Origin of the sequence: Xanthomonas sp. WHRI 7064 (assembly GCF_040202355.2) — a bacterium.
GTDB classification, from domain to species: domain Bacteria; phylum Pseudomonadota; class Gammaproteobacteria; order Xanthomonadales; family Xanthomonadaceae; genus Xanthomonas; species Xanthomonas arboricola.
In genome coordinates, this window is record NZ_CP167821.1 from 976292 (window position 1) to 997663 (window position 21372).

General features: G+C 67.1%; 17 protein-coding genes. 8 read left to right on the forward strand and 9 right to left on the reverse strand.

Annotation, left to right across the window (positions count from 1 at the left end; genetic code table 11):
- Positions 1 to 73 precede the first annotated feature (73 nt).
- The 4 genes from ABQY74_RS04130 to ABQY74_RS04145 all read right to left on the reverse strand — a co-directional run bounded on the left by ABQY74_RS04130 (position 74) and on the right by ABQY74_RS04145 (position 3312).
- Entirely contained in the window at positions 74 to 811 is a 738-nt protein-coding gene (locus tag ABQY74_RS04130; protein WP_024940789.1) for an endonuclease/exonuclease/phosphatase family protein, read from the reverse strand.
- A 49-nt stretch (positions 812 to 860) separates the two neighbouring features.
- On the reverse strand, positions 861 to 1676 hold the full coding sequence (locus ABQY74_RS04135) for a thiol:disulfide interchange protein DsbA/DsbL (RefSeq protein ID WP_016902612.1): 816 nt from the start codon (positions 1674 to 1676) through the stop codon (positions 861 to 863).
- A 91-nt stretch (positions 1677 to 1767) separates the two neighbouring features.
- Positions 1768 to 2418: a thiol:disulfide interchange protein DsbA/DsbL gene (locus ABQY74_RS04140; RefSeq protein ID WP_024939456.1), complete on the reverse strand. Its 651-nt coding sequence runs from the start codon at positions 2416 to 2418 to the stop codon at positions 1768 to 1770.
- A 96-nt stretch (positions 2419 to 2514) separates the two neighbouring features.
- Positions 2515 to 3312, reverse strand: coding sequence for a c-type cytochrome (locus ABQY74_RS04145; protein ID WP_024939455.1), 798 nt, complete (start codon positions 3310 to 3312; stop codon positions 2515 to 2517).
- A 144-nt stretch (positions 3313 to 3456) separates the two neighbouring features.
- On the opposite strand from ABQY74_RS04145, the gene yihA reads away from it, so the two are divergent.
- On the forward strand, positions 3457 to 4080 hold the full coding sequence (yihA, locus tag ABQY74_RS04150; RefSeq protein WP_024939454.1) for a ribosome biogenesis GTP-binding protein YihA/YsxC: 624 nt from the start codon (positions 3457 to 3459) through the stop codon (positions 4078 to 4080).
- 71 nt (positions 4081 to 4151) lie between these two features.
- Here the strand turns inward: yihA and ABQY74_RS04155 are convergent, their stop codons facing one another.
- Positions 4152 to 5129, reverse strand: a complete 978-nt coding sequence (locus ABQY74_RS04155; RefSeq protein WP_349794192.1) for an MBL fold metallo-hydrolase — start codon at positions 5127 to 5129, stop codon at positions 4152 to 4154.
- Positions 5130 to 5233: 104 nt separating this feature from the next.
- The gene (locus ABQY74_RS04160; protein WP_102254812.1) at positions 5234 to 6070 is read right to left on the reverse strand and encodes a helix-turn-helix transcriptional regulator; all 837 of its coding nucleotides are present in this window, start codon (positions 6068 to 6070) and stop codon (positions 5234 to 5236) included.
- Between the two features lie 291 nt (positions 6071 to 6361).
- On the opposite strand from ABQY74_RS04160, the gene ABQY74_RS04165 reads away from it, so the two are divergent.
- Positions 6362 to 7726, forward strand: a complete 1365-nt coding sequence (locus tag ABQY74_RS04165) for a glutamate--cysteine ligase (RefSeq protein WP_349794193.1) — start codon at positions 6362 to 6364, stop codon at positions 7724 to 7726.
- Positions 7727 to 7848: 122 nt separating this feature from the next.
- Here ABQY74_RS04165 and ABQY74_RS04170 read toward each other — a convergent pair whose 3' ends face one another.
- Positions 7849 to 9372: an ATP-binding protein gene (locus ABQY74_RS04170; protein ID WP_102583913.1), complete on the reverse strand. Its 1524-nt coding sequence runs from the start codon at positions 9370 to 9372 to the stop codon at positions 7849 to 7851.
- Positions 9369 to 10088, reverse strand: coding sequence for a response regulator (locus tag ABQY74_RS04175; RefSeq protein WP_087962308.1), 720 nt, complete (start codon positions 10086 to 10088; stop codon positions 9369 to 9371). The genes ABQY74_RS04170 and ABQY74_RS04175 overlap by 4 nt, the downstream gene beginning before the upstream one ends.
- A gap of 137 nt (positions 10089 to 10225) precedes the next feature.
- Here ABQY74_RS04175 and ABQY74_RS04180 point away from each other — a divergent pair, with 137 nt between their 5' ends.
- The 6 genes from ABQY74_RS04180 to fghA all read left to right on the forward strand — a co-directional run bounded on the left by ABQY74_RS04180 (position 10226) and on the right by fghA (position 19320).
- Positions 10226 to 11326 carry a glycosyltransferase gene (locus ABQY74_RS04180; protein WP_039523515.1) on the forward strand — a complete coding sequence of 367 codons (1101 nt, stop codon included), beginning with the start codon at positions 10226 to 10228 and terminating at the stop codon, positions 11324 to 11326.
- Positions 11327 to 12483: 1157 nt separating this feature from the next.
- On the forward strand, positions 12484 to 16059 hold the full coding sequence (locus ABQY74_RS04185; RefSeq protein ID WP_349794195.1) for a PAS domain S-box protein: 3576 nt from the start codon (positions 12484 to 12486) through the stop codon (positions 16057 to 16059).
- Between the two features lie 279 nt (positions 16060 to 16338).
- Complete coding sequence (gene frmR, locus ABQY74_RS04190) at positions 16339 to 16614, forward strand: formaldehyde-responsive transcriptional repressor FrmR (protein WP_016902624.1); 276 nt, start codon at positions 16339 to 16341, stop codon at positions 16612 to 16614.
- A gap of 63 nt (positions 16615 to 16677) precedes the next feature.
- Entirely contained in the window at positions 16678 to 17787 is a 1110-nt protein-coding gene (locus tag ABQY74_RS04195) for an S-(hydroxymethyl)glutathione dehydrogenase/class III alcohol dehydrogenase (RefSeq protein ID WP_016902625.1), read from the forward strand.
- A 68-nt stretch (positions 17788 to 17855) separates the two neighbouring features.
- A complete protein-coding gene (gene gfa / locus ABQY74_RS04200; RefSeq protein WP_102255721.1) occupies positions 17856 to 18431 on the forward strand; it encodes an S-(hydroxymethyl)glutathione synthase in 576 nt (191 codons plus the stop codon).
- 58 nt (positions 18432 to 18489) lie between these two features.
- Positions 18490 to 19320, forward strand: coding sequence for an S-formylglutathione hydrolase (gene fghA, locus ABQY74_RS04205; protein ID WP_024939445.1), 831 nt, complete (start codon positions 18490 to 18492; stop codon positions 19318 to 19320).
- 614 nt (positions 19321 to 19934) lie between these two features.
- Here the strand turns inward: fghA and ABQY74_RS04210 are convergent.
- Entirely contained in the window at positions 19935 to 21344 is a 1410-nt protein-coding gene (locus ABQY74_RS04210; RefSeq protein WP_349794197.1) for a PLP-dependent aminotransferase family protein, read from the reverse strand.
- Between the last annotated feature and the right edge of the window lie 28 nt (positions 21345 to 21372).

The window sequence follows — 21372 nt, forward strand, 5'->3', positions numbered from 1 at the left end:
CGCACAGGCGGTGTCGAGGGGGTGTCATCGGTCGAGTCCGCCAGTGCGAACCCGTAGCCACTTTGCACGGTGGCTAGCGCAGCAGCTGCAGCGGCACGCGGATATCCATGCCCACCGCAAGATGGTCGGAGAACGCTGCGGGAATCGCTTCGATATGCTCGATGGTCAGGCTGTCGCTGACCAGGATATGGTCGATCGCCCGGTCCGGACGCCAGCTCGGAAACGTATGCACTTCGCAGCTCGGCGGCTGCAGCCGTGTGTGCCGGTACAGCGCCTGCATTTCCGGCCGGTCGGCCATGCAGTTGAAATCGCCCATCAACATCGCGTTGGGATGCTCGGACAACAACTCGGCGATGAAGGCCAGCTGCGCCATGCGCGAATTGGCGCCCAGCGACAGATGCGCCACTGCCACCGCCAGGCCTTCGCGCCCCTGCCCGAACTTGGCCAGCAGGATGCCGCGCCCGCCGATCCGGCCGGGCAGGGCGTGGTCCTGCACTTCCAGCGGTTCCAGCTTGCTGAGCAGGCCATTGGCGCTGGAGGCGACCCCGCCCATGCGGCGGTTGGGCTGGTGGCTCCAGTAATGGAAGCCGGCGCGCTCGGCCAGATAGTGGGTCTGGTTGGTGAAGCCCGAGCGCAGGCTGCCCGGGTCGGCCTCCTGCAGGCCGACGATGTCGCGCTCGCCGGCCAGCTTGGCGATGCTGTCCAGGCTGGTGCGCTTGCTGCCCAGCGGCAACGCATGCGACCAGCTGCGCGTGACGTAATCGCTGTAACGGCGGGTGCTGGAGCCGGCCTGGATATTGGCCGTCAGCACCCGCAGGGTGCGCGAATCCGAAGCGTTCACAGGGCGGCGATCGACAGGATCACTTGGCCAGCGTGGCGCGTTCGCGCGCAATCAGGTGATCGGCGATGCGCAGCATGTCCGGGAAGCTCTGGCCCTTGACCAGGTACTTGCCGTTGACGATCAGCGACGGGGTGCCGGTGAGCTTGCTGCGGGTGGCGAACTGCTTGGCGCGGTTGGTCTTGGCCGACACGCCGAAGCTGCTCATGGTGTCGATGAAGGTCTTCTGGTCCACGCCGTACTTGGCGTAGAACGCGGCGATGTCCTGCACCGAATCCTTGCCGCGCTCGCCCTTGAGGGTCTGCTCGGTGTGGATGGCCTTGTACAGCGCTTCGTGGGTCTTTTCCTGCACGCCCAGGGTTTCGGCGGCGTAGAACGCACGGCCGTAGTCGTCCCACGGGCCGCCGAACATCGCCGGCACGTAGACGAAGTGCACGTCCGACGGCAGGCCGGCCTTCCACGGCCCGATCAGCGGCTGGAACGCGTTGCAGGCGGGGCAGACATAGCCGAAGACCTCGGCCACTTCGATCTTGCCGGCGGCCTGCTGGTACGGCTGGCCGCCTTCGATATCCAGATAGTCGGTGCCGGCGACCGGCTCGGGGCCGTTCGGCGCGCGCGGTGCGGCGCTGGGGGCGGCGGCTGGCGGGGTGCTGGCGCTCTCGCCAACTGCAGGCGGTGCGGCGGGGTCGGCGGCCGGCGTGGCAGCGGCCGGAGCAGGCGCCGTTTCGGCAGCCGGCGTGGTGGCGGCAGGTGCGGTATCGGACGAGCCGTCCTGGGCCTTGCAGGCGACCAGGATCGGCAGCAGCGCCATCAGCGTCAGGGCGAAGCGGGTCTTCATCGGATTGGATCTCCAGCGTGGGGCGAGGAAAGGGCCGGGCGGCCGCGGGGCGCATGATGCCACGGGCGGCCGTCGGTGGCGGTTACGCGGTTCAGCGCTTGGCAGGCGCAGCGTGTTCGCGGGCGATCAGGTAGTCCGCCACGCGCAGCATGTCCGGGTAGTTGCGCGCGCCGATCAGATAGCGCCCGTTGACGATGATCGCCGGGGTGCCGGGCAGCTTGCTGCGCTTGGCGAACTCGCGCGCGGCATCGAGCCTGGCATCGACCGCCTGGCTCTTGTAGGTCTCGATGAAGCGCTGCTGCGGCACGCCGTAGCCGGCATAGAAGGCGGCCAGTTCCTCCGGGGCGACGTTCTGGGTCGGCACGGTCTGCTTCTCGTGGATCGCCTCGAACATGGCGCGATGGCTGCGCTTGGCCACGCCCAGGATGTCGGCGGCGAAGTAGGCACGCGCGAAGGCATCCCAGAACCCGCCGAAGGCCGCCGGCACCGGGGTGAAGCGCACATACGACGGCTGCTTAGCCACCCAGGCCTCCAGGGTCGGCTCGAAGTGCGCGCAGTGCGGGCAGGTGTAGCCGAACACCTCGACCACTTCCACCTTGCCGGCCAGCGGCGCGTACGGCTGGCCGCCGTCGATGACGATGTAGTCGTCGCCCTCGACCGGCGGGGCGTTCTTGTCGGCGGCACAGGCCGCCAGCGGCATCAACAGCAACAACAGCAGGGACAGGCGGGAAAACAGATTCATGCAGGCTCCGTGGGGTGGGAAGGGGGAGGACGGGAAACGACGACGCCGGTCGCGGGACCGGCGTCGTGACACGCTGTGGCGGTTGCGGCGGTCAGCTCATGAGCGTGCGGGCGTTGCTGCGGGCAGTTGCGCGGCGGCGGCATCGTCGGCGCGGTCGTGCAGACCCTGCAGATAGCTGGCCAGCGCCTGGATCTCCTGCTCGGTCAGCGGGTGCGCCACCTGCGCCATGATATTGAACAGCGCCGGGTTGCGCTCCTGGGTGGTGCCGGCCTGGTATTCCTTCAGGCGCCGCGCCACGTACTCGGCATGCTGGCCGCCCAGGCGCGGATACGCAGGGCCCGGATTGCCGCTGCCGGACGGGCCATGGCAGGCCATGCAGGCCGGCACGCCGCGCGCGACATCGCCGCTGCGGTAGAGCTTTTCGCCGACTTGGTAGAACTTCAGGCCCTGGTACGGCCCCTCGTTGACCACCGCATCGTCGGCCACCCCGGCAGCGGCTTTTTGCGTGGCGAAGTAGGCGCCCAGGTCGCGCATGTCCTGCGCGGTGAGGTCCTTGACGAACGGCACCATCACCGCCGACATGCCGGTATTGCGCTCGCCGCTGGCGATCAAGGCGACCTGGTGCGCCACGTAGCGCTCGGTCTGGCCGGCGATGCGCGGGTACATGGCCACCGCCGGATTGCCGTCCGGGCCATGGCAGGCCGCGCAGGCCGCGGCCTTGGTCTGGCCAGCCTTGGCATCGCCCCAGGTGGTCTTGGACAGGTCCACCTCCAGCGGGGCAATGCGCACCGGCGGCGGATCGGGGATCGGCGTGACCGCCGACTGCGCAAACGCCACGGCGGCGATGACCGGCACGGCGAGGGCTGCGAGGACTAGCACACGAGCATGGCGCATCAGCTAAAGCTCCGTATGGACCCGGCCCGCGCGCGTTGGGTGCTGGCTGTGGCAGGCGTGCTTCGATTATCGACACGCCTTTGCGCCAGGGTCAACGAACAGTGCAGCAAAACCGTCAGGCCCCGAACGTGCGATCCTAGGGAGATGTCGCTCCTTATCGAACAAGCCCGCTACCACCTGTCCGCCCATAACGCCCGGCAATTGCCCGACGATGGCGGCTACGAGGTCGCCTTCGCCGGCCGCTCCAACGCCGGAAAATCCAGCGCGCTCAATGCGCTGACCCGCCAGAACGCACTGGCGCGCGTGTCCAAGACCCCCGGCCGCACCCAGCAGCTGGTGTTCTTCCAGATCCAGCCCGAGCGCTATCTGGTGGATCTGCCCGGTTACGGCTACGCCAAGGTGCCGCAGGACCTGCAGGCGCACTGGCAGGCCTTCATCGACCGCTATTTCCGCACCCGCGAAGCCTTGCGCGGGCTGGTGGTGGTGATGGACATCCGCCATCCGCTCAAGGATTACGACCTGCAGATGCTCGGTTATGCGGCCGAGCGCGGCCTGCCCGCGCACGGTTTGCTGACCAAGGCCGACAAGCTCGGCCGTGGCCAGCAGATGCAGACGCTGCAGAAGGTCAAGAAGGAAGTGACCTCGCGCTTTGGCGACAGCGTGACCGTGCAGACCTACTCCGGCGAGTCGCGCCAGGGCGTGGACGAGTTGCGCGGCATCGTCGGCGGCTGGCTGGGCCTGGACGTCGCGGCGCCTGCCGCGGAGTGAGCCGAGGCGGGCCTGGCGCATGACGCCTGGCCCTTCAGACCATCAGGACGGCGAGCCAGGGCTCGCCGTTTTCATTGCGGCACGGCGCCGAATTCGGTCGGCACCCAGGCGAACGCCTTGCCCTCGCGGCGCACATGACCCAGGCCCGGGAACGGCAGATGCGCGCCGGCCACCCACCAGCGGCCGTCGGCGGCCTGCGCCAGCAGACGACGCCGTGAGGCGATCGCCTTGCTGCGATCGCTGTCGGCCTCGAACGAGGCGTCCGGCCGGGCAAACTGCACGGCGTGGTAGTGCAGCACATCGCCCCACACCAGCACGGTGTTGCCGGTGCCGCCGTCGAAGCGATAGGAGACGTGGCCGGGCGTGTGGCCCTGGCTGTCCAGCGCGGTGATGCCGGCCGGCAATGCGCTGATGCCGGGCTGGAAGCGGCGCAGCCGACCCTGGGCCTGATACGGCGCCACCGCCGCGCGTGCCAGCGGGAAGGCGAACTGCAGCATCGGCACGGCACCGGCCTCCGAGGCCGGGTCCAGCCAGTACGCGGCATCGGCCTCGGACAGCCACACCGTGGCGTTGGGAAAGGCCGGCCTGCCCTGCGCATCGAGCAGGCCGCACAGGTGGTCCGGATGCGCGTGGGTGAGCAGTACATCGTCGACCTGGGCGGGGTCGTAACCGGCGGCGCGCAGGTTGCTCAGCACCTGACCCAGGCCGGGCCCCAGGCACTGCGCGGTGCCGGTATCGACCAGGCTGAGGTGGCTGCCGTCCTGGATCAGATAGGCGTTGACTGCCGTCTGCAGCCCCTTGCCGTCTTCGGGCACGTAGCCCTGCGCGAGCAGGCGGTCGCGCTCTGCCGGGGCCACATTGGACAGCTGTTGCCGCGTCAACGCCACGCTGCCGTCGAACAAGGCGGTGACGCGCAGCGTGCCGATGTGCTGCAGATAGAAGCCGGGGACCTGTGCGTGGGTGGATGCGGGCGCAGCGGCGTGCGCCAGCGTGGCGCTTGCGGCGAGCAACAGCGGCGCCAGCGGACGCAGCGCGGAAAAAACAGACATGAGCAACTCCAGGACAGGCGGCAACCGCCGCGGTGTCGCCATGCTGGCCGCGGCGACCTGCGCGATTCGCTCATTGCGCTGCGCGAAGCGCTCGCGTCGGCGATCTAGCGGCTATTGCCGATGCTGGCCGGATCCAGCCCGTAGCGCTGCTGGAAGCGCTGACTGAAGCTGCGGGTAGAGCGATAGCCGGCCCGCGCGGCCACGGTCTTGAGCGGCCAGCGCGTGCTGTAGAGCAAGGCCATGGCGTGCGCCAGCCGCGCGTCGGTGATCAGTTCGCGCAGCGAGCGGTGTTCGGCAGCCAGATGCCGGCGCAAGGTGGCGCCGCTGATGCCCAGACTGTCTTCGATATCGCGCGAGCGCCACGCCCGCTGCGGTTGCGCGGTGATCAGCGTACGCACCTGCTCGGCAACGCTTGGCGCCGGCGGCAGCAACAGGCCGCCGTGGCCGCGGCGGCAGAGGGTGACGACCAGTGCGGCCAGCGCCAGGCGTGCTTCGGTATATAGGCCGTGCTGCAGCGCATCGCGCCATTGCCGCAGCGTCAGCGCGAAATCGATCGCCGGCAGTTGTGCGATGTCGGCGCCGGCCTCGGGCAGCGGCTCGTTCCACAATGCGCGTGCAGCGGCCAGCGCCTCTTCGCAGAGGGGGACCACCACGCTCAGGTAGAGCCCGGTCTGCGGGTCGGGCGTGTTGATCACATCGATGCGGCAACGGCGCGTCACCAGGAACAGGTCGCCCGGCACGAACTGCAGCGATTGGGTCGCGCTGCGCACCTGCTTGCGGCCCTGCAGCACAATTGCGAACTGCGCCTGGGTCAGATCCACCGAGCGCGCCCCGTGTTCGCGCCGCGCACTCACGCAGGCAAACCCCTCGGCGCGCTCGCAGTGCAGCAGGCTGGCCATCTGCGCGAGCAGGGCGTCGGTGGGTGTGGGCGCAACAGTCATGGCCGGGCGATGCTACAGGATCGCGGCTGCGCGGCTGAGGACGATCAAACGCCGTGCATCCGCGCCTGCGGGAATTAGCAGGGGTCCAGTTTCAGCCTGGACGGTTGCGACCCACTGCGCCTCCGTCACGCCCGGCCTCGGCTACCGCGGCCACGCCGTGCGCATGGATGGAAATCTCAGGCCCGGTCGATGGCAGCAATTCTTTCCATGCCCTGCGGTTATAGTGCGGGCCTTGCGGTGGCAGGGGAGGACCCCCACATCGTTCCCCTAAATTTTCCTGCGAGCCTGCCCTTGTCGAGTCCCAGCCACGTTGCCGAAACGCCGATCACCGAACGCGCGGAGCTGGTCCAGGTGCTGGCCTCCGGCGAGAAGCCCAGCGCTGACTGGCGGATCGGCACCGAGCACGAAAAGTTCGGCTTCCAGCTCGACGACCTGCGCGCGCCCACGTTCGAAGGTGAGCGCGGCATCCAGGCGCTGCTGACCGGGTTGACCCGCTTCGGCTGGGAGCCGGTGCAGGAAAACGGCCACACCATCGCGCTGCTGCGCGACGGCGCCTCGGTGACGCTGGAGCCGGCCGGCCAGCTGGAACTGTCGGGTGCGGCGGTGGAAACCCTGCATCACACCTGCGTGGAAACCGGCACCCATCTGGACGAAGTGGCGCAGGTGGCCGGTGAGTTGCAGCTGGGGTTCCTAGGCATGGGCTTCCAGCCGAAGTGGCGACGCGATGAAATGCCGTGGATGCCCAAGGGCCGCTACCAGATCATGAAGAACTACATGCCCAAGGTCGGCTCGCTCGGCCTGGACATGATGACCCGCACCTGCACGGTGCAGGTCAACCTGGATTACGCCACCGAAGCGGACATGGTGAAGAAGTTCCGCGTGTCGCTGGCGTTGCAGCCGATCGCCACCGCGTTGTTCGCCGATTCGCCGTTCACCGAAGGCAAGCCGAACGGCTACCTGAGCTACCGCTCGCACATCTGGACCGATACCGACGCCGACCGCACCGGCATGCTGGACTTCGTGTTCGAGGACGGCTTCGGCTACGAGCGCTATGTCGATTATCTGCTCGATGTGCCGATGTATTTCTCCTACCGCGACGGCGTCTACGTCGATGCCAGCGGGCAGAGCTTCCGCGACTTCATGCAAGGCAAGTTGCCGGCACTGCCGGGCGCGCTGCCGACGCTGCGCGACTGGTCGGACCACATGACCACCGCATTCCCGGAAGTGCGCCTGAAGAAGTACCTGGAAATGCGCGGCGCCGACGCCGGCCCGTGGGACCGCCTGTGCGCGCTGTCGGCGTTCTGGGTCGGGCTGCTGTACGACGACACCGCGCTGGATGCGGCCTGGGATCTGGTCAAGGATTTCAGCACCACCGAGCGCCACGCGCTGCGCGACGGCGTGCCCAAGCATGCACTCGGCCTGCCGTTCCGCAATGGCACGGTGCGCGATTTGGCAGTGGAAGCGGTCAAGATCGCCCGCGAGGGCCTGCTTCGGCGTGCGCGCCTGAATGCCGACGGTCAGGACGAAACCGGCTTTGTGGATGTGATCGCCGAGATCGCCGAGAGCGGCGTGACTGCTGCCGAGCGCAAGCTGGCGCTGTATCACGGCGCATGGAATGGCGACATCGATCGCGTGTTCCGCGAGTTTGCGTACTGATCGCAACAGTGGTCGCGCGGCTGATCCGGCGCGTGGAGCGTTGCTTGCAGGCGTGAATTCTCGGATGTGCGCCGGCCGGCATCGCCGAGCTCGCGGGCGGGATAACGTGCTCCAATCCGGCCTTAGCGCCGCTCCGGCATGCACGGCAGGCGCACCGTCACCCGCAGGCCGCCACCTGCTGCACGGTTGTCCAGGCGCAGGTCGCCGCCGTGCGCGAGCACGATGCTGTGCGCCACCGACAAGCCCAGCCCGATGCCGCCGGTATCGCGATTGCGCGAGGACTCGCCACGCACGAACGGCAACAGCAGCTGTTCGCGCTGGGTCGGGTCGATGCCGGGGCCGTCGTCATCGATCCACAGCACACCGTCTTCGCCGTCGCGCTGCAGTTGCAGGCGCGCGCGCTTGCCGTATTTCAGCGCGTTCTCCAGCAGGTTCATCACTGCGCGCCGCAAGGCCAGCGGATCGCCATCCAGGGTGATCGCCGGGCCGGGCAGCAGTTCGGCATCGGCGCCGATGTCGGTGGCGTTGTCGACCACGCTTTCCACCAGCAGGCGCAGATCCAGCGGCGCGCGTTTGCCGCGGTGGCGATCGTTCTGGATGAAATCCAGCGCGGCGGAAATCATCGCCTTCATCTCGTCGATGTCGGCCAGCGCCTTGTCGCGCAATGGCGGCTGCAGGCCGTCCAGGCGGAACGACAGGCGCGCCAGCGGCGTGCGCAGGTCGTGCGCGATCGCCGCCACCATGTGGGTGCGTTCGTTGATCAGGCGGTTCAGGCGGGCCTGCATCGCATTGAACGAATCGGCCGCGCGCACGATCTCCGGCGGGCCGCTGCGTTGCAGTGCTGCAGCATCCGGGTTGCGGCCCAGCCGGTCGGCGGCTTCGGCAAAGCGCTTGATCGGTGCCGACAGCGCACGCGAGAACCACCACGCCAGCGGCACGTTGGCCAGCAGGCCGGCCAGGAACAGCAGCACCACATGGGTCTTGAACTCTGCCGACAGCCGCCGCGGTGGCGATTCGACCGTGCGCCAGCGGCCATCGGGCTGTTGCAGCGCGGCGGTGAAGCCGTCCAGCAAGGGCACGCCGGGGGTCAGGCGCTCGCTTTCCCAGGCGCCGGGGCTGTCGTCCGGACGCAGCCCATTGCCGAACGGCGGGGCACCAGGGTGGCGATCGCGCGGCCAGTCGCCTGGCGCCGGCGGCGAACGCTGCAAGGCCTCGTGGCGATCGCCGGCGGGACCGGCATCGCCATCATCGGCCCCGAATGCCTGCGCTTGGCCGGGCATGCGCGGCGGTGGAGACATGCCGATGCGCGGGCCCTGGCGATCGTCGGCGCTGCGGTAGAAGCGCACGCGCTGCTCGGGGACATCCAGCCAATGGGCCAGCAGCATTTCGGCGAACCCGTCGCGCACCTGGCCTGCCGGCGGCAGCGGGGCCTGGGCCGATTCGTGCACCGTCAGGGTCTGGGTGCCGGCCGGCATGCGCGTGGACAGCAGCGCCACCACCTCCGGCGGATGCACCGGCGGCTCGTAGACCGGGGTGCGCATCACCAGCAGGGCGATGCCGACCGCCTGGGCGGTGAGCAGTGCCACCGCCAGCAGCACGAAGGTACGGGCAAAGATCGACAGCCCGCGACGTGCCGGTTTACTCACAGACGCGAAACGCCCGGCAGCAGCATGTAACCCTCGTTGCGCACGGTGCGGATCAACTCGGTATGCACGCGCTCGTTGATCTTGCGGCGCAGGCGGCTGATCTGGCTGTCGATGGCGCGGTCGTAGACGTCGGTGTCGCGGCCACGGGCGTAGTCCAGCAACTGGTCGCGGCTGAGCACCCGCTGCGGATGCTCGACGAAGGTACGCAGCAGCGCGAACTCGCCGTCGGACAGGTTGATGAAGATGCCGGTGGGGTCACGCAGGTCGCGCCGCACCACGTCCAGCCGCCAACCGGCGAACTCGTAGACATTGCCACGGTGGTCGGCCTGCTCGCTGCTGGCCTGGCTGCGGCGCAGCAGGGCGCGTACCCGCGCCAGTAGTTCGCGCGGATTGCAGGGTTTGGCCAGGTAATCGTCGGCGCCCACTTCCAGGCCGATGATGCGGTCGGTGTCGTTGCCCAGCGCGCTGAGCATGATGACCGCAGGTGAACCGCGCTCGCTGGCCAGCGCCCGCGCCGCGCTCAGGCCGTCTTCTCCAGGCATCATCACGTCGAGTACGATGAGGTCCGGGCGGCGCTGGGCGATACTCTTGCGCATCTCCGCCACGTTTTCGGCAACGTCCACCTGGTAGCCGTGGGCGCTGAGGAACTCGCCGATCAGCTTGCGCAGGTCCGGGTCGTCGTCGACCACAAGAACGCAGGGTTGTTGCATGTCCATGGAGATCATCGTCGGTGGCGCGGAGCTTGGCCCGCGCAGGGTGGTGGCTACCGGATACATGGTGCTCGCAGTTGCAGGGCTGGAGCACGTATCATAATGACTGAATTTGTCAACCTTTGGCACACGTGTGACGCAACATGACAGAACGGGACATCGCGCAGGAAACCGGGCCATCGACACTGTGCCGCAGCAATGGCGAGTGTACGCATGACAAGGCGTTTCCGATGATGCGGGTGATCAGCCGCGACAACGGCGTGGGCCTGACCCGGGACATGGTGCTGATGGCGCAGACGCTGCGTGCTGGCGGCATACCGGTGCAGGAGGTGGGTTTCACCAGTCAGCGGCTGCACGACACTGCGCGCGAAGCCCGTCTGTGGGCCAGTCGCGCGCTGTTCGGGCGGGTGCCGGTACAGATCTTTTCCGAGCGCGTGTATGCGCGCTGCCTGCCGCTGGGCCAGACCAACCTGCTGGTGCCCAATCCCGAATGGTTGCTGCCCAAGTGGCTGCCGCGGCTGCCGCAGTTCGACGCGGTGCTGTGCAAGACCCATCACGCGGAGCGGATTTTCCGCAGTCTGGGCTGCACCACGCGGTTCATCGGCTTCACCAGCCCGGATCGCTACGACATGCAGGTCGCGCGCCAACGTGCGTTCTTCCATCTGGCGGGGCGCAGTACCGCCAAGGGGACCCGCGTGCTGCTGGAGACATGGCAACGGCACCCGGAGTGGCCGCTGCTGACGGTGGTGCAAAGCCCGCGTACGGCTGGCAAGCCGGTGGTGGCGCCGAACATCGACCACCGCGTCCGCTATGTCGATGACGCCGAACTGCGCCGCCTGCAGAACGCGCACCTGTTCCATCTGTGTCCATCCGAGGCCGAGGGCTTCGGGCATTACCTGATGGAAGCGCTGAGCGTGGGCGCGGTGACCCTGGCCACCGACGGTGAACCGATGAACGAACTGGTCAGGCCCGAGCATGGCGTGCTAATTCCGGTGGCCCAGGTGCGCCAGCGGCGTCTGGCGTCGTATTACTACGTGGACGCGGCCGGCATTGCGCAGGCAGTGGAAACCGCGCTGGCATTGCCGCAGGCACAGCTGGATCAGTTGTCGGCCAACGCGCGAGCGTTCTACCAGGCCAACGATGCCGCATTCGCCGCGCGCTTTCGCAATGCGGTGTTGGCGTCGTTGCCCGCACATGCGGCGGACGTCGCTGCAGATGTGGCCCCGGCGGTCGTCGAAAATTGATGCGTTAGCCCCTGGCTTGGCCGGGACACCGCTCTGACAACGCCCCTGCGTGTTGGATACAGCACGGTGATGGCGTGGTTTCAGGTCTTGCACGCTGCATGACGGCGCACGCCAGCGATCGGCGCGCAGCGGCAAATGCACGACATATCACGATGCAACGCTCTCCCTGACCAAGCGGGTATAGCCCGCCATTGCCATGTGCGTGCGGTACGCGCATGCGCCATCCAGCCAGGGAGATCGACGATGGTCCAGACACGCTCCACAGCCGTTGCCATCAGTGCATTGCTAGCAGTGCTCGGCCTGGGCGGCTGCGCCAGTTTCTGCGGCGCGCCTTCCGGCGGGCCACCTCCGCCGCCCGCGCCACCGCAGGCGCAGCGTGGCCCGCCACCACCACCGAGTGCGAGCGATCTGGCCGCGATGCAGGCCTGTGCTCGTGAGCAGGGGATGGTGTTGTCCGCGCCAGCTGCGGCCACGCCGCATCCCGATGCGCCCGCGCAGGGCATGGACCGCAGTGCGTTTGAGCGCTGTCTGGCCAGCAAAGGCGTGAGGTGGCCAACGCCGATGCCCGGCGGGCCCTGGCGCGACGGCCCTGCGCCCGATGGCCCGCACGGGCCTGGCGAACCACATGGTCCGCCACCCCATGATCCCGACTTCGACGCCGCGTTGCAGGCCTGTGCCACCGCGCAAGGCATCGCGTTGCCTGCGCCTGACGCGCCGCCCCTCGGCCCGCCCCCGCCCGCGCTGTCGCAATGCCTGGAGGCCGAAGGTTTAGCGCCACCACCGCGGCACGGCTGATCGTGCTGATCACGCCGACCGTCGGCTCCAGCTGCTGGCGGCGACGCTGCAGCTGGAGTGAGTTGCGCACGAGCGGCGGTCGCCCTGCGCGACGCACTGCTGGGTCCGGACGAAGCGGACGCTGGCCGCGCTTGGCGGCCTCTACCTGGGTTCTCTGACAATCGCCAGGCAGTCGCGAGTCCGATTAAAGCGATTTCCCTCCGTGATGCTTCAGCCCGGTCTTATCCGTACGCAAGGCGCTCAGCGAAACTCCGCAGTGTCGAGCACGCTACTGACAAGCTCTTCGCCATCGATTGCGCACTGTGTGGGCTCACCCGGTACGAATGATCGATGACGATGCGCGCAGGCAAGAGCCGGACACGATGAGTGCCGTGCCCGACGACACCATGCAGGACAATGCGGCGCTGCGGGACGAGCTTTCCGGCATGCGTCGCCTGCATGCCCTACAGGTCAGCCTGGCGGCACAGGCCGATGCCCGCATCGCGCTACAGGAAATCACCGCGCTTGCCTGTGCCTTCGCGCGTACCGATTGCGGCTGCGTGCAACTGGTCAGCGCACACAACAGCGAGATGGAGTTGCGTGTCTACCGCGGACATGACGAACGCAGTGCATTCGTGCAGCAGTTCCTGAAGGACGGCTTTCAGGCGACCTGCGACACCGTGCGGCGCGAACGCCGGCAGTTGGTGATCGAGGACATCGAAACCTTCACCCCGTTGAAGGGAACCCCCGATTACGAGGCAGCGCTGTGCAGCGGCATCCGTGCTGCCCAGTTCACTCCGTTGTTCAATCGTGCCGGTGGCTTGCTGGGATTGCTCGGGACCCAGTTCACCGTGCCGTATCGGCCTGCGGAGCATGAACTCAGATTGCTCGAACTGCTCGCATGGACGGCTGCCGACTACATCGAGCGCCACCGTGCCGAGCTGGCACTGCGCACCAGCGAATCGCGGCTGGCCGCGCTGTCGGCGGCGAGTTCCGAGGTGCATTACCGCATGAGCGCCGACTGGGACGAGATGCACCAGCTTACTGCCGGCGAACGCGCTGCCGATGCGATGGCGACCAGCCGTTCCTGGATCATGGATTACATCCCTGCAGAGGATCAGGCGCTGGTGCGGAGCAGGATCGATGCAGGCATCCGTTCGCGCAGCGCGATCGTGTTCGAGCATCGGGTACGACGCGCCGATGGCAGCATTGCGTGGATGGCGACCAAGGCGGTACCGGCACTGGATGCGGATGGACGCATCACCGAGTGGTTTGGTGCCGGCGCCGATGTCACCGCGCGCAAGCAGGCCGAGGAACATCTACGCGAGAGCGAGGCGCGGCTGACCTATGTGCTCGATCAGGTTCCGATCGGGATCGGCCTGTTCGATACGCAAGGCCGTTTCACCTACCGCAATCCACAATTGCGTGACCAGTTGGCAGAGCGGGTTCCTTCGCGCGAATCAGTGCAGGAGCAACCGCGGGCCGGCGTCGACCAGCAGGGGCAGGCGGTCGCGATCCAGGAATTTCCCTGCGCCCTCGCGCTGCGCGGCGAAGACACGACCGTGCCGGTGGATTTCATCGATCCCCGTAATGCGCAGCGCTGGTTGCGCATCACTGCGGTGGCGCTGCGCGAAGAGGACCGTGTGACCGGTGGCGTTGCGGTGGTGCAGGACGTCACGGTGCAGCGCCAGGTGCAGACGGAAGTGGGCGCGCTTGCCGAGCGCAATCGCGACATCCTCGAAAGTATTTCCGATGCCTTCTATGGCGTCGACGCGCAGGGGCGCTTCACCTACATCAACCAGAAAGCCGAGTTGCTGTGGGGGCGTGCACGCGACCAACTGCTGGGAAACCTGCTGTGGGAGCAGTTTCCCGACTCGATCGGGTCGCTTCCGTATCAGGCGCATGTGCGCGCGGCACAGACACGCCAGGTGGTCAGACTGGAAGCCTTGTCGCCGGCATTGGGGTACTGGGTGGATATCAGCATCTATCCCACCAACGACGGCGGCATGTCGGTGTACTTCCGCGACATCTCCGACAAGAAGCGCGCCGACGCGCGGCTGCGTGCCAGCGAAGAACGCTTCCGCACCGCATTGACGATCGAAACCGTCGGCGCGACCTACTTCGACATGGGTGGCCGCCTCACCGATGCCAATGACACCTTCCTGAAAATGAGCGGCTACAGCCGTGCCGACGTGGAAGCGGGCACGCTCTCCTGGCAGGCGCTGACCCCACCCGAAGCCAGGGACCTGTGCGAGCGGGCGTTCGAGGAACTCAGGACCAAGGGCAGCGCCACACCGTATGAGCGCCAATACCTGTGCAAGGACGGAACCCGGCGCTGTGCCCTGTTTGCGTCCAAGCGCTTGCCCGACGGCACCGGCTTCGAGTTCGTGCTGGACATCACCGACCGCAAGCTCACCGAAGCGGCGCTACGCGAAGTGCAGGACCGCAATGCTTTCCTGCTGAAACTCTCCGACGCCTTGCGGCCACTGCCCGATCCGGCCGCAATCCAGGGCGAGGCCGCACGCGTGCTGGGCGAGCATCTGAACGCCGGCCGCACCTACTACGTGGAAGTGGATGCCAGGGCGCAGCAGTACGTGGTCGAACGCGACTGGCATCAGCCCGATGAAACCAGTCATGCACGTCGCTTCGCGTTGACCGACTGGCCGATGCCCTGGCTGCTCGACGCGCAGACCTGGGTGGTGCGCGATGCCGCCACCGATCCTGCATTGCCCGACGATCAGCGCGCGGCCTACCTGGACAACCAGATCGCTGCGCTGATCGTGGTGCCGCTGATCAAGGGCGGCCGACTGGTGGCGACCTTCGTGGTTAATCAACGCAGCGCACGCAACTGGAATGCCGCCGAGATCCGTCTGGCAGAGGAAACCGCCGAGCGCACCTGGGCGGCGCTGGAGCGTGCGCGTGCACAGAGCGCGCTGCTCGAAAGCGAGGAGCGATACCGGGTGATCCTGGAGAGCGCGCTCGACTATGCAATCTTTACCACCGATACGCGCGGACACATCCAGACCTGGCCGCCGGGTGCGGAGGCTGTGTTCGGCTGGACCGCGGAAGAGGCGATCGGCCAGCACATCGCGATGACCTTCGTTGCCGAAGACCGGCTGACCGGCGTGCCGCAGCGTGAGATCGAACAGGCCCACTACACCGGCGGCGCGCCGAATGTGCGCTGGCATCAATGCAAGGACGGCCGGCGCGTGTTCATCGAGGGCGCGACGCGGCCGCTGCGCGATGGCAGTGCCGAGCCGCTGGGCTATCTCAAGATCGGCCAGGACGTGACCCGGCGACGGCAATGGGAAGATCGCCAGCAGGTGTTGCTGGCCGAGCTGCAGCACCGCACGCGTAATTTGATGGGTGTGGTGCGTGTGGTCTTCAATCGCACACAACGCAGCAGCAAGACCATCGCCGAGTTGGCGCTGATCTACAACGATCGCCTGGACGCCCTGGCGCGCGTGCAGGGCTTGCTGTCGCGCCTGAACGAGGGCGATCGCATCCTGTTCGACGAATTGATCCGGGTCGAGTTGTCGGCCATGGGCGCGATCGATGCGCAAGGCCAAGGCGACCGCGTGACACTGGACGGCCCCGCTGGCGTGCGTCTGCGCTCCAGCACCGTGCAGACCTTTGCGCTGGCCCTGCATGAGCTGGCGACCAATGCCAACAAGTACGGCGCGCTTGCACAGGCCGGCGGCCAGTTGCGGGTGCGCTGGCGCCTGCTGGGTACCGCCAAGGGCACCCGCCTGCGCATCGAGTGGAGCGAGACCGGTGTGCACATGCCGGCGCCTGGCGAAGCGGCACAAGGCTCCGGCTATGGGCGCGAGCTGATCGAACGCGCGCTGCCGTACCAGCTGCAGGCCGAGACGACCTACGTGCTGGGGCCGGACGGCGTGCGCTGCACCATCGAGCTGCCGGTGTCGGAGAGCATGCGTCTGGAAAGCGACGACAGCTGAAGATGCGTGCTGCGCCTGCACACGCCTGCCAGTGGCGTGCTGCAGTGCGACGACAGCGGCGGCCGGCACGCCGAATCCGCAGCAGCGCAGCAGCACGGGTCGACGAGCGGCAGGTGCCTGGATGGACGGTCAGCGCCATGGCTGGCGCGGATGTTGTCGCAGCTGGGCGCCGATCCAGGCCGCAGCGGTCTGTCGCCTTTTTCGAGTGGCCTTCCTCGCGGGCATGGATTTTTTCGGGCGAATCCATATACTGCCCCCCAGTATTTAGCCGGAGCCGTCATGCCGCATTCGCCGCAGGAGAAAAAGCGGGCGCTAGCACGCGTACGGCGCCTGCGCGGGCAGTGCGACGCGCTTGAGCGCGCGCTGGAGGCGGGCGCAGACTGTGCGCCTGTGCTGCAGCAGATCGCCGCGATCCGGGGTGCCGTCAATGGGCTGATGTCGCAGGTGCTCGAAGCGCATATTCGCGAAGACTTCGGCCACGCCGCCGCCTCCGACGCGCAGCGCGCCGAGCGGGTGCAGGAGCTGCTCGGGCTGGTCCGGTCCTATCTCAAATGAACTCCCACCGGGCCGGCGCCTGCCGTGCCCGTCCTTGAACCCCATCGTCAGGAGCGCCACCACATGAAATCCCGTGCAGCAGTTGCATTCGGACCCGGCAAGCCGCTGGAAATCGTCGAGATCGACGTCGCACCGCCACAGGCCGGCGAAGTGCTGGTCCGCATCACCCACACCGGTGTGTGCCACACCGACGCGTTCACGCTGTCCGGCGACGACCCGGAAGGCATCTTCCCGTCCGTGCTGGGCCACGAGGGCGGCGGCATCGTCGAGCAGGTCGGCGAGGGCGTGACCAGCGTCAAGGTCGGCGACCACGTGATCCCGCTGTACACGGCCGAATGCCGCAAGTGCAAGTTCTGCCTGTCGGGCAAGACCAACCTGTGCCAGGCCGTGCGCGCCACCCAGGGCAAGGGCCTGATGCCGGACGGCACCACGCGCTTCTCCTACAACGGCGAGCCGATCTACCACTACATGGGCTGCAGCACCTTCAGCGAGTACACCGTGGTGCCGGAGATCTCGCTGGCGGTGGTGAACCCGGAAGCGCCGCTGGAAAAGGTCTGCCTGCTCGGTTGCGGCGTCACCACCGGCATCGGCGCGGTGCACAACACCGCCAAGGTCAAGCCGGGCGAAAGCGTGGCGGTGTTCGGCCTGGGCGGCATCGGGCTGGCGGTGATCCAGGGCGCGGTGCAGGCCAAGGCCGGGCGCATCCTGGCCATCGACACCAACCCGGGCAAGTTCGATCTGGCGCGCAGCATGGGCGCCACCGATTGCATCAACCCCAAGGACTACGACAAGCCGATCCAGGAGGTCATCGTCGAGCTGACCGATGGCGGCGTGGACTTCAGCTTCGAGTGCATCGGCAACGTCAACGTGATGCGTTCGGCGCTCGAGTGTTGCCACAAGGGCTGGGGCGAGAGCGTCATCATCGGCGTGGCCGGCGCCGGCCAGGAAATCAGCACCCGTCCGTTCCAGCTGGTGACCGGCCGCGTGTGGCGCGGGTCGGCCTTCGGCGGTGTCAAGGGACGGACCCAGTTGCCGGGCATGGTGGAGCAATCGATGAAGGGCGAGATCGATCTCGATCCGTTCATCACCCACACCATGCCGCTGGAAGAGATCAACGAGGCCTTCCACCTGATGCACGAAGGCAAGTCGATCCGCACCGTGATCCATTTCTGACCGTACGGCCAGGAGCGGCGCGCGGCCGCTTCCGCGCACGTGGTACCCGATACTCCGGGAGGGGCATGATGACCAGCGTCTCGATTCATCCTTCGGTAGACAGTGGTATAGCGCGTGGCGGTGCAGAAAGCTTTCAGGGCGGAACCCTTGAATGCCACTGCGCCAGCGACAAGGTGACCGTGGACGTGGCTGCGCAGACCGCGCACAACCACGCCTGCGGCTGCAGTAAATGCTGGAAGCCGGAAGGCGCGACCTTTTCAGTGATTGCGGTGGTGCCGCGCGACAAGGTCACGGTGACCGCGCATGCGGAGAAGCTCAAGATCGTCGACGAAAGCGCGGCGATCCAGCGGCATGCGTGCACCGGCTGCGGCGTACATATGTTCGGTCGCATCGAAGACAAGGGTCACGCGTTTTACGGGCTGGACTTCATCCATACCGAGTTGTCGCAGCAGTCGGGCTGGTCGCCGCCGGGCTTTGCGGCGTTCGTGTCCTCCATCATCGAAACCGGCACGCCGCCGGCGGACATGGACGGCGTGCGCGCGCGTCTCAACGAGCTCGGGCTGACCCCGTACGATTGCCTGTCGCCGGGATTGATGGATGCGCTGGCCGCCAATGTGGCACGCAAGAAGGGCTTGCTGCACTGATCGTCCAACCCCGCGGCCGGCGCTCGTGCCGGCCGCAGGTTTTTATCGAAGGAATCTCATGGAACGTATCGAACACCATGCCTGCTTCGGCGGCTGGCAAGACGTCTACCGGCATCAGTCGCAGAGCTTGAACTGCAGCATGCAGGTCGGCGTCTATCTGCCCCCGCAGGCCGCCGATGGCCCGTTACCGGTGCTGTACTGGCTGAGCGGGCTGACCTGCACCGAACAGAATTTCATCAACAAGGCCGGCGCGCAGCGGTATGCGGCCGAGCATGGCGTGATCCTCGTCGCGCCCGACACCAGCCCGCGTGGCGACGATGTGGCCGACGCGGATGGCTACGACATCGGCAAGGGCGCCGGCTTCTATGTCGATGCCACCGAGCAGCCGTGGGCGGCGCACTACCGCATGTACGACTATGTGGTGAACGAATTGCCGGCGTTGATCGAAGCGAACTTCGCCACCACCGGCGCGCGCGCGATCAGCGGCCACTCGATGGGCGGCCATGGCGCCTTGACCATCGCGTTGAAGAATCCGGGCCGCTATCGCAGCGTGTCGGCATTCTCGCCGATCGTGGCGCCCAGCCAGGTGCCGTGGGGCGAGAAGGCATTCGGCCAGTATCTGGGTCAGGACCGCGCAGCGTGGCAAGCGTACGACGCCACTGCGTTGATCGCACAGGCGCAGGAACGCCTGCCGCTGTTGATCGATCAGGGCGATGGCGACGAATTTCTGGAAAACCAGCTGAAGACGTCGCTGTTTGAACAGGCTGCCAAGGCTGCCGATTATCCGGTTACGGTGCGGCTGCAGCCCGGTTACGACCATAGCTACTACTTCATCGCCAGCTTTATCGGCGAACACATCGCACACCATGCCGCGGCATTGCGTGGTTGATCGTTTGGTCGAGTGCGCAGTAAATGCGTGGTGTGAGATGGTGGATGGTGGTGCGCATTGCGTTACGTTGCATTGCCGCGCTGCCGCGCTGCCGTGTTGCGTGGGCGGTGGCGTGAGTAAAGCATCGAATTGACCTCCCTTCTCCCCCTCGGGAGAAGGTGCCCCCGCAGGGGTGGATGAGGGTGCGGGCTCACGGGCGGATGAGGGGACGGCGAAGCTTGGTGGAGCGCGTAGGTTGGCCGTTAGAGCGGCTGATCTGTGGCGTGGCTGCAGGGCCCTTGCCCGCCCACCATCGCGGGACACGCCGCAAGTACGTCCGTGTAGGCTCTTACGCGGCATCCATGCCGCGTAAGGTCCCGCGACGGTGGGCGGGCAAGGACCAGGCGAGATGGTCGGTGTGCTGGCGCAAGCAGAGCATGGCATGCCGTTGTTTGGATAACGGCGTCCTGTCAGCTTTTCAATACAGCGCATTCAACAGGCAGGCTTCAACACAACGCCCTGCAAACTTCCTGGTAAGGCGCGCAAGCAGCCTTCTCGAATCTGAAGTCTGCATCGACCAGCTGCGTCACATCATTATCTTGTCGGCTATAGCCATTGCCACAAACCAAGAACGGCTAACGCACTACCTGCGCCGCAAGCTTGCCCAATCGGCGCATGGCGCGCTCCAGCGTGTGGCTCCATGGCTGGCCGCAGGTCAGCCGCAGGTGATCTGCGTAGTCGCCACGGCTGGAGTACAGATGACCGGGCGAGGTGCCGATGCGTTCTGCCAGTGCGGCCTCGAACACGGCCTGGCCGCTACCGCTGTCGGGCAGTTGCAGCCATAGCGATAATCCGCCTGCCGGGTCGCCCACGCGCGTGCCTTCCGGCCAATGCCGCACGATGGCATCGCGCAGCCGCTGCCCGTTGTCGGCCAGGGTGCGGCGCAGCTTGCGCAGATGCCGTTCCAGATCGTGTTGCGCCAGGTAGTCGGCCAGTGCCAGTTGCGGCAGGCTGGCGCTGCCGACGGTGGAAAAGTACTTGGCGCGCACCAGGGCGTCGGTCCAGTCGCCACCCAGCAACCACCCCACCCGCAGGCCGGGCGAGAGCACCTTGGAGAACGAGCCGCAGGTGATCACGTTGGCATGGGTATCGAAATGGCGCAGCGGACGTGGACGTTGCCCCGACCAATCCAGTTCGCCGTAGATATCGTCCTCGATCACCACGGTGCCATGGCGTGCGCAGCTGTCGAGCAATGCGCGCTTGGCGCTGTCGGGCGTGAGGCTGCCGCTTGGATTGTTGAAGTTGGGAATCAGCACCGCCGCACGCACCGGCGTGCGCTGCAGCAGCGTATCCAGACGCGCGACATCGATACCCTGGCCGGGAAGGTTGGGTACTTCCAGCACCTTCAGGCGCAGTGCCGCCACCGCCTGCAGGATGCCGTGATACGTGGGCGTTTCCACCAGCACCACATCGCCTGGCGCGGTGAGCGTGCGCAGCGCCAGGCTGATCGCTTCCATTGCGCCGGCGGTGATCACCACTTCTTCCGCATCTACCGTAGTTGCGCAGTGTGCATAACGTTGTGCGATCTGCCGGCGCAGTGCGGGGTGGCCTTGCGGCGGTGCGTAATCCAACGCCGCCGAGCGCTGGCGACGCAGCTGCCGCGACAGGGCCGCGGCCAGTTGTGCGGTGGGCAATAACTCAGGCGCGGGGGTGGCAGTGTGCAGTGGCACCAGGTCGGTACGTGCCAAGGTGTCGAGCACGCGCTGCAAGGCCGGGTTGTCGACCATGCCCGGTTTGCGCCGACGTGTGACGGGTGCTGCGGCCGGCAACGCAGGCGTCGTGCTGCGCACGAAGTAGCCCGAACGCGGGCGCGCTTGCACGCGCCCCTCGCGTTCCAGTTGCAGGCAGGCCTGCACGGCGGTGGCAGTGCTGATGCCATGGTTGGCGGCCAGTTGCCGGATCGAGGGTAGGCGCTCGCCGGCACGCAAGGTGCCGCCTTCGATCTGCTGCCGCAGCTGCGTGGCCAGCGATTCGTACAGCAGCATCTGCGGGCGCCTTCCATCTGTATTGGTC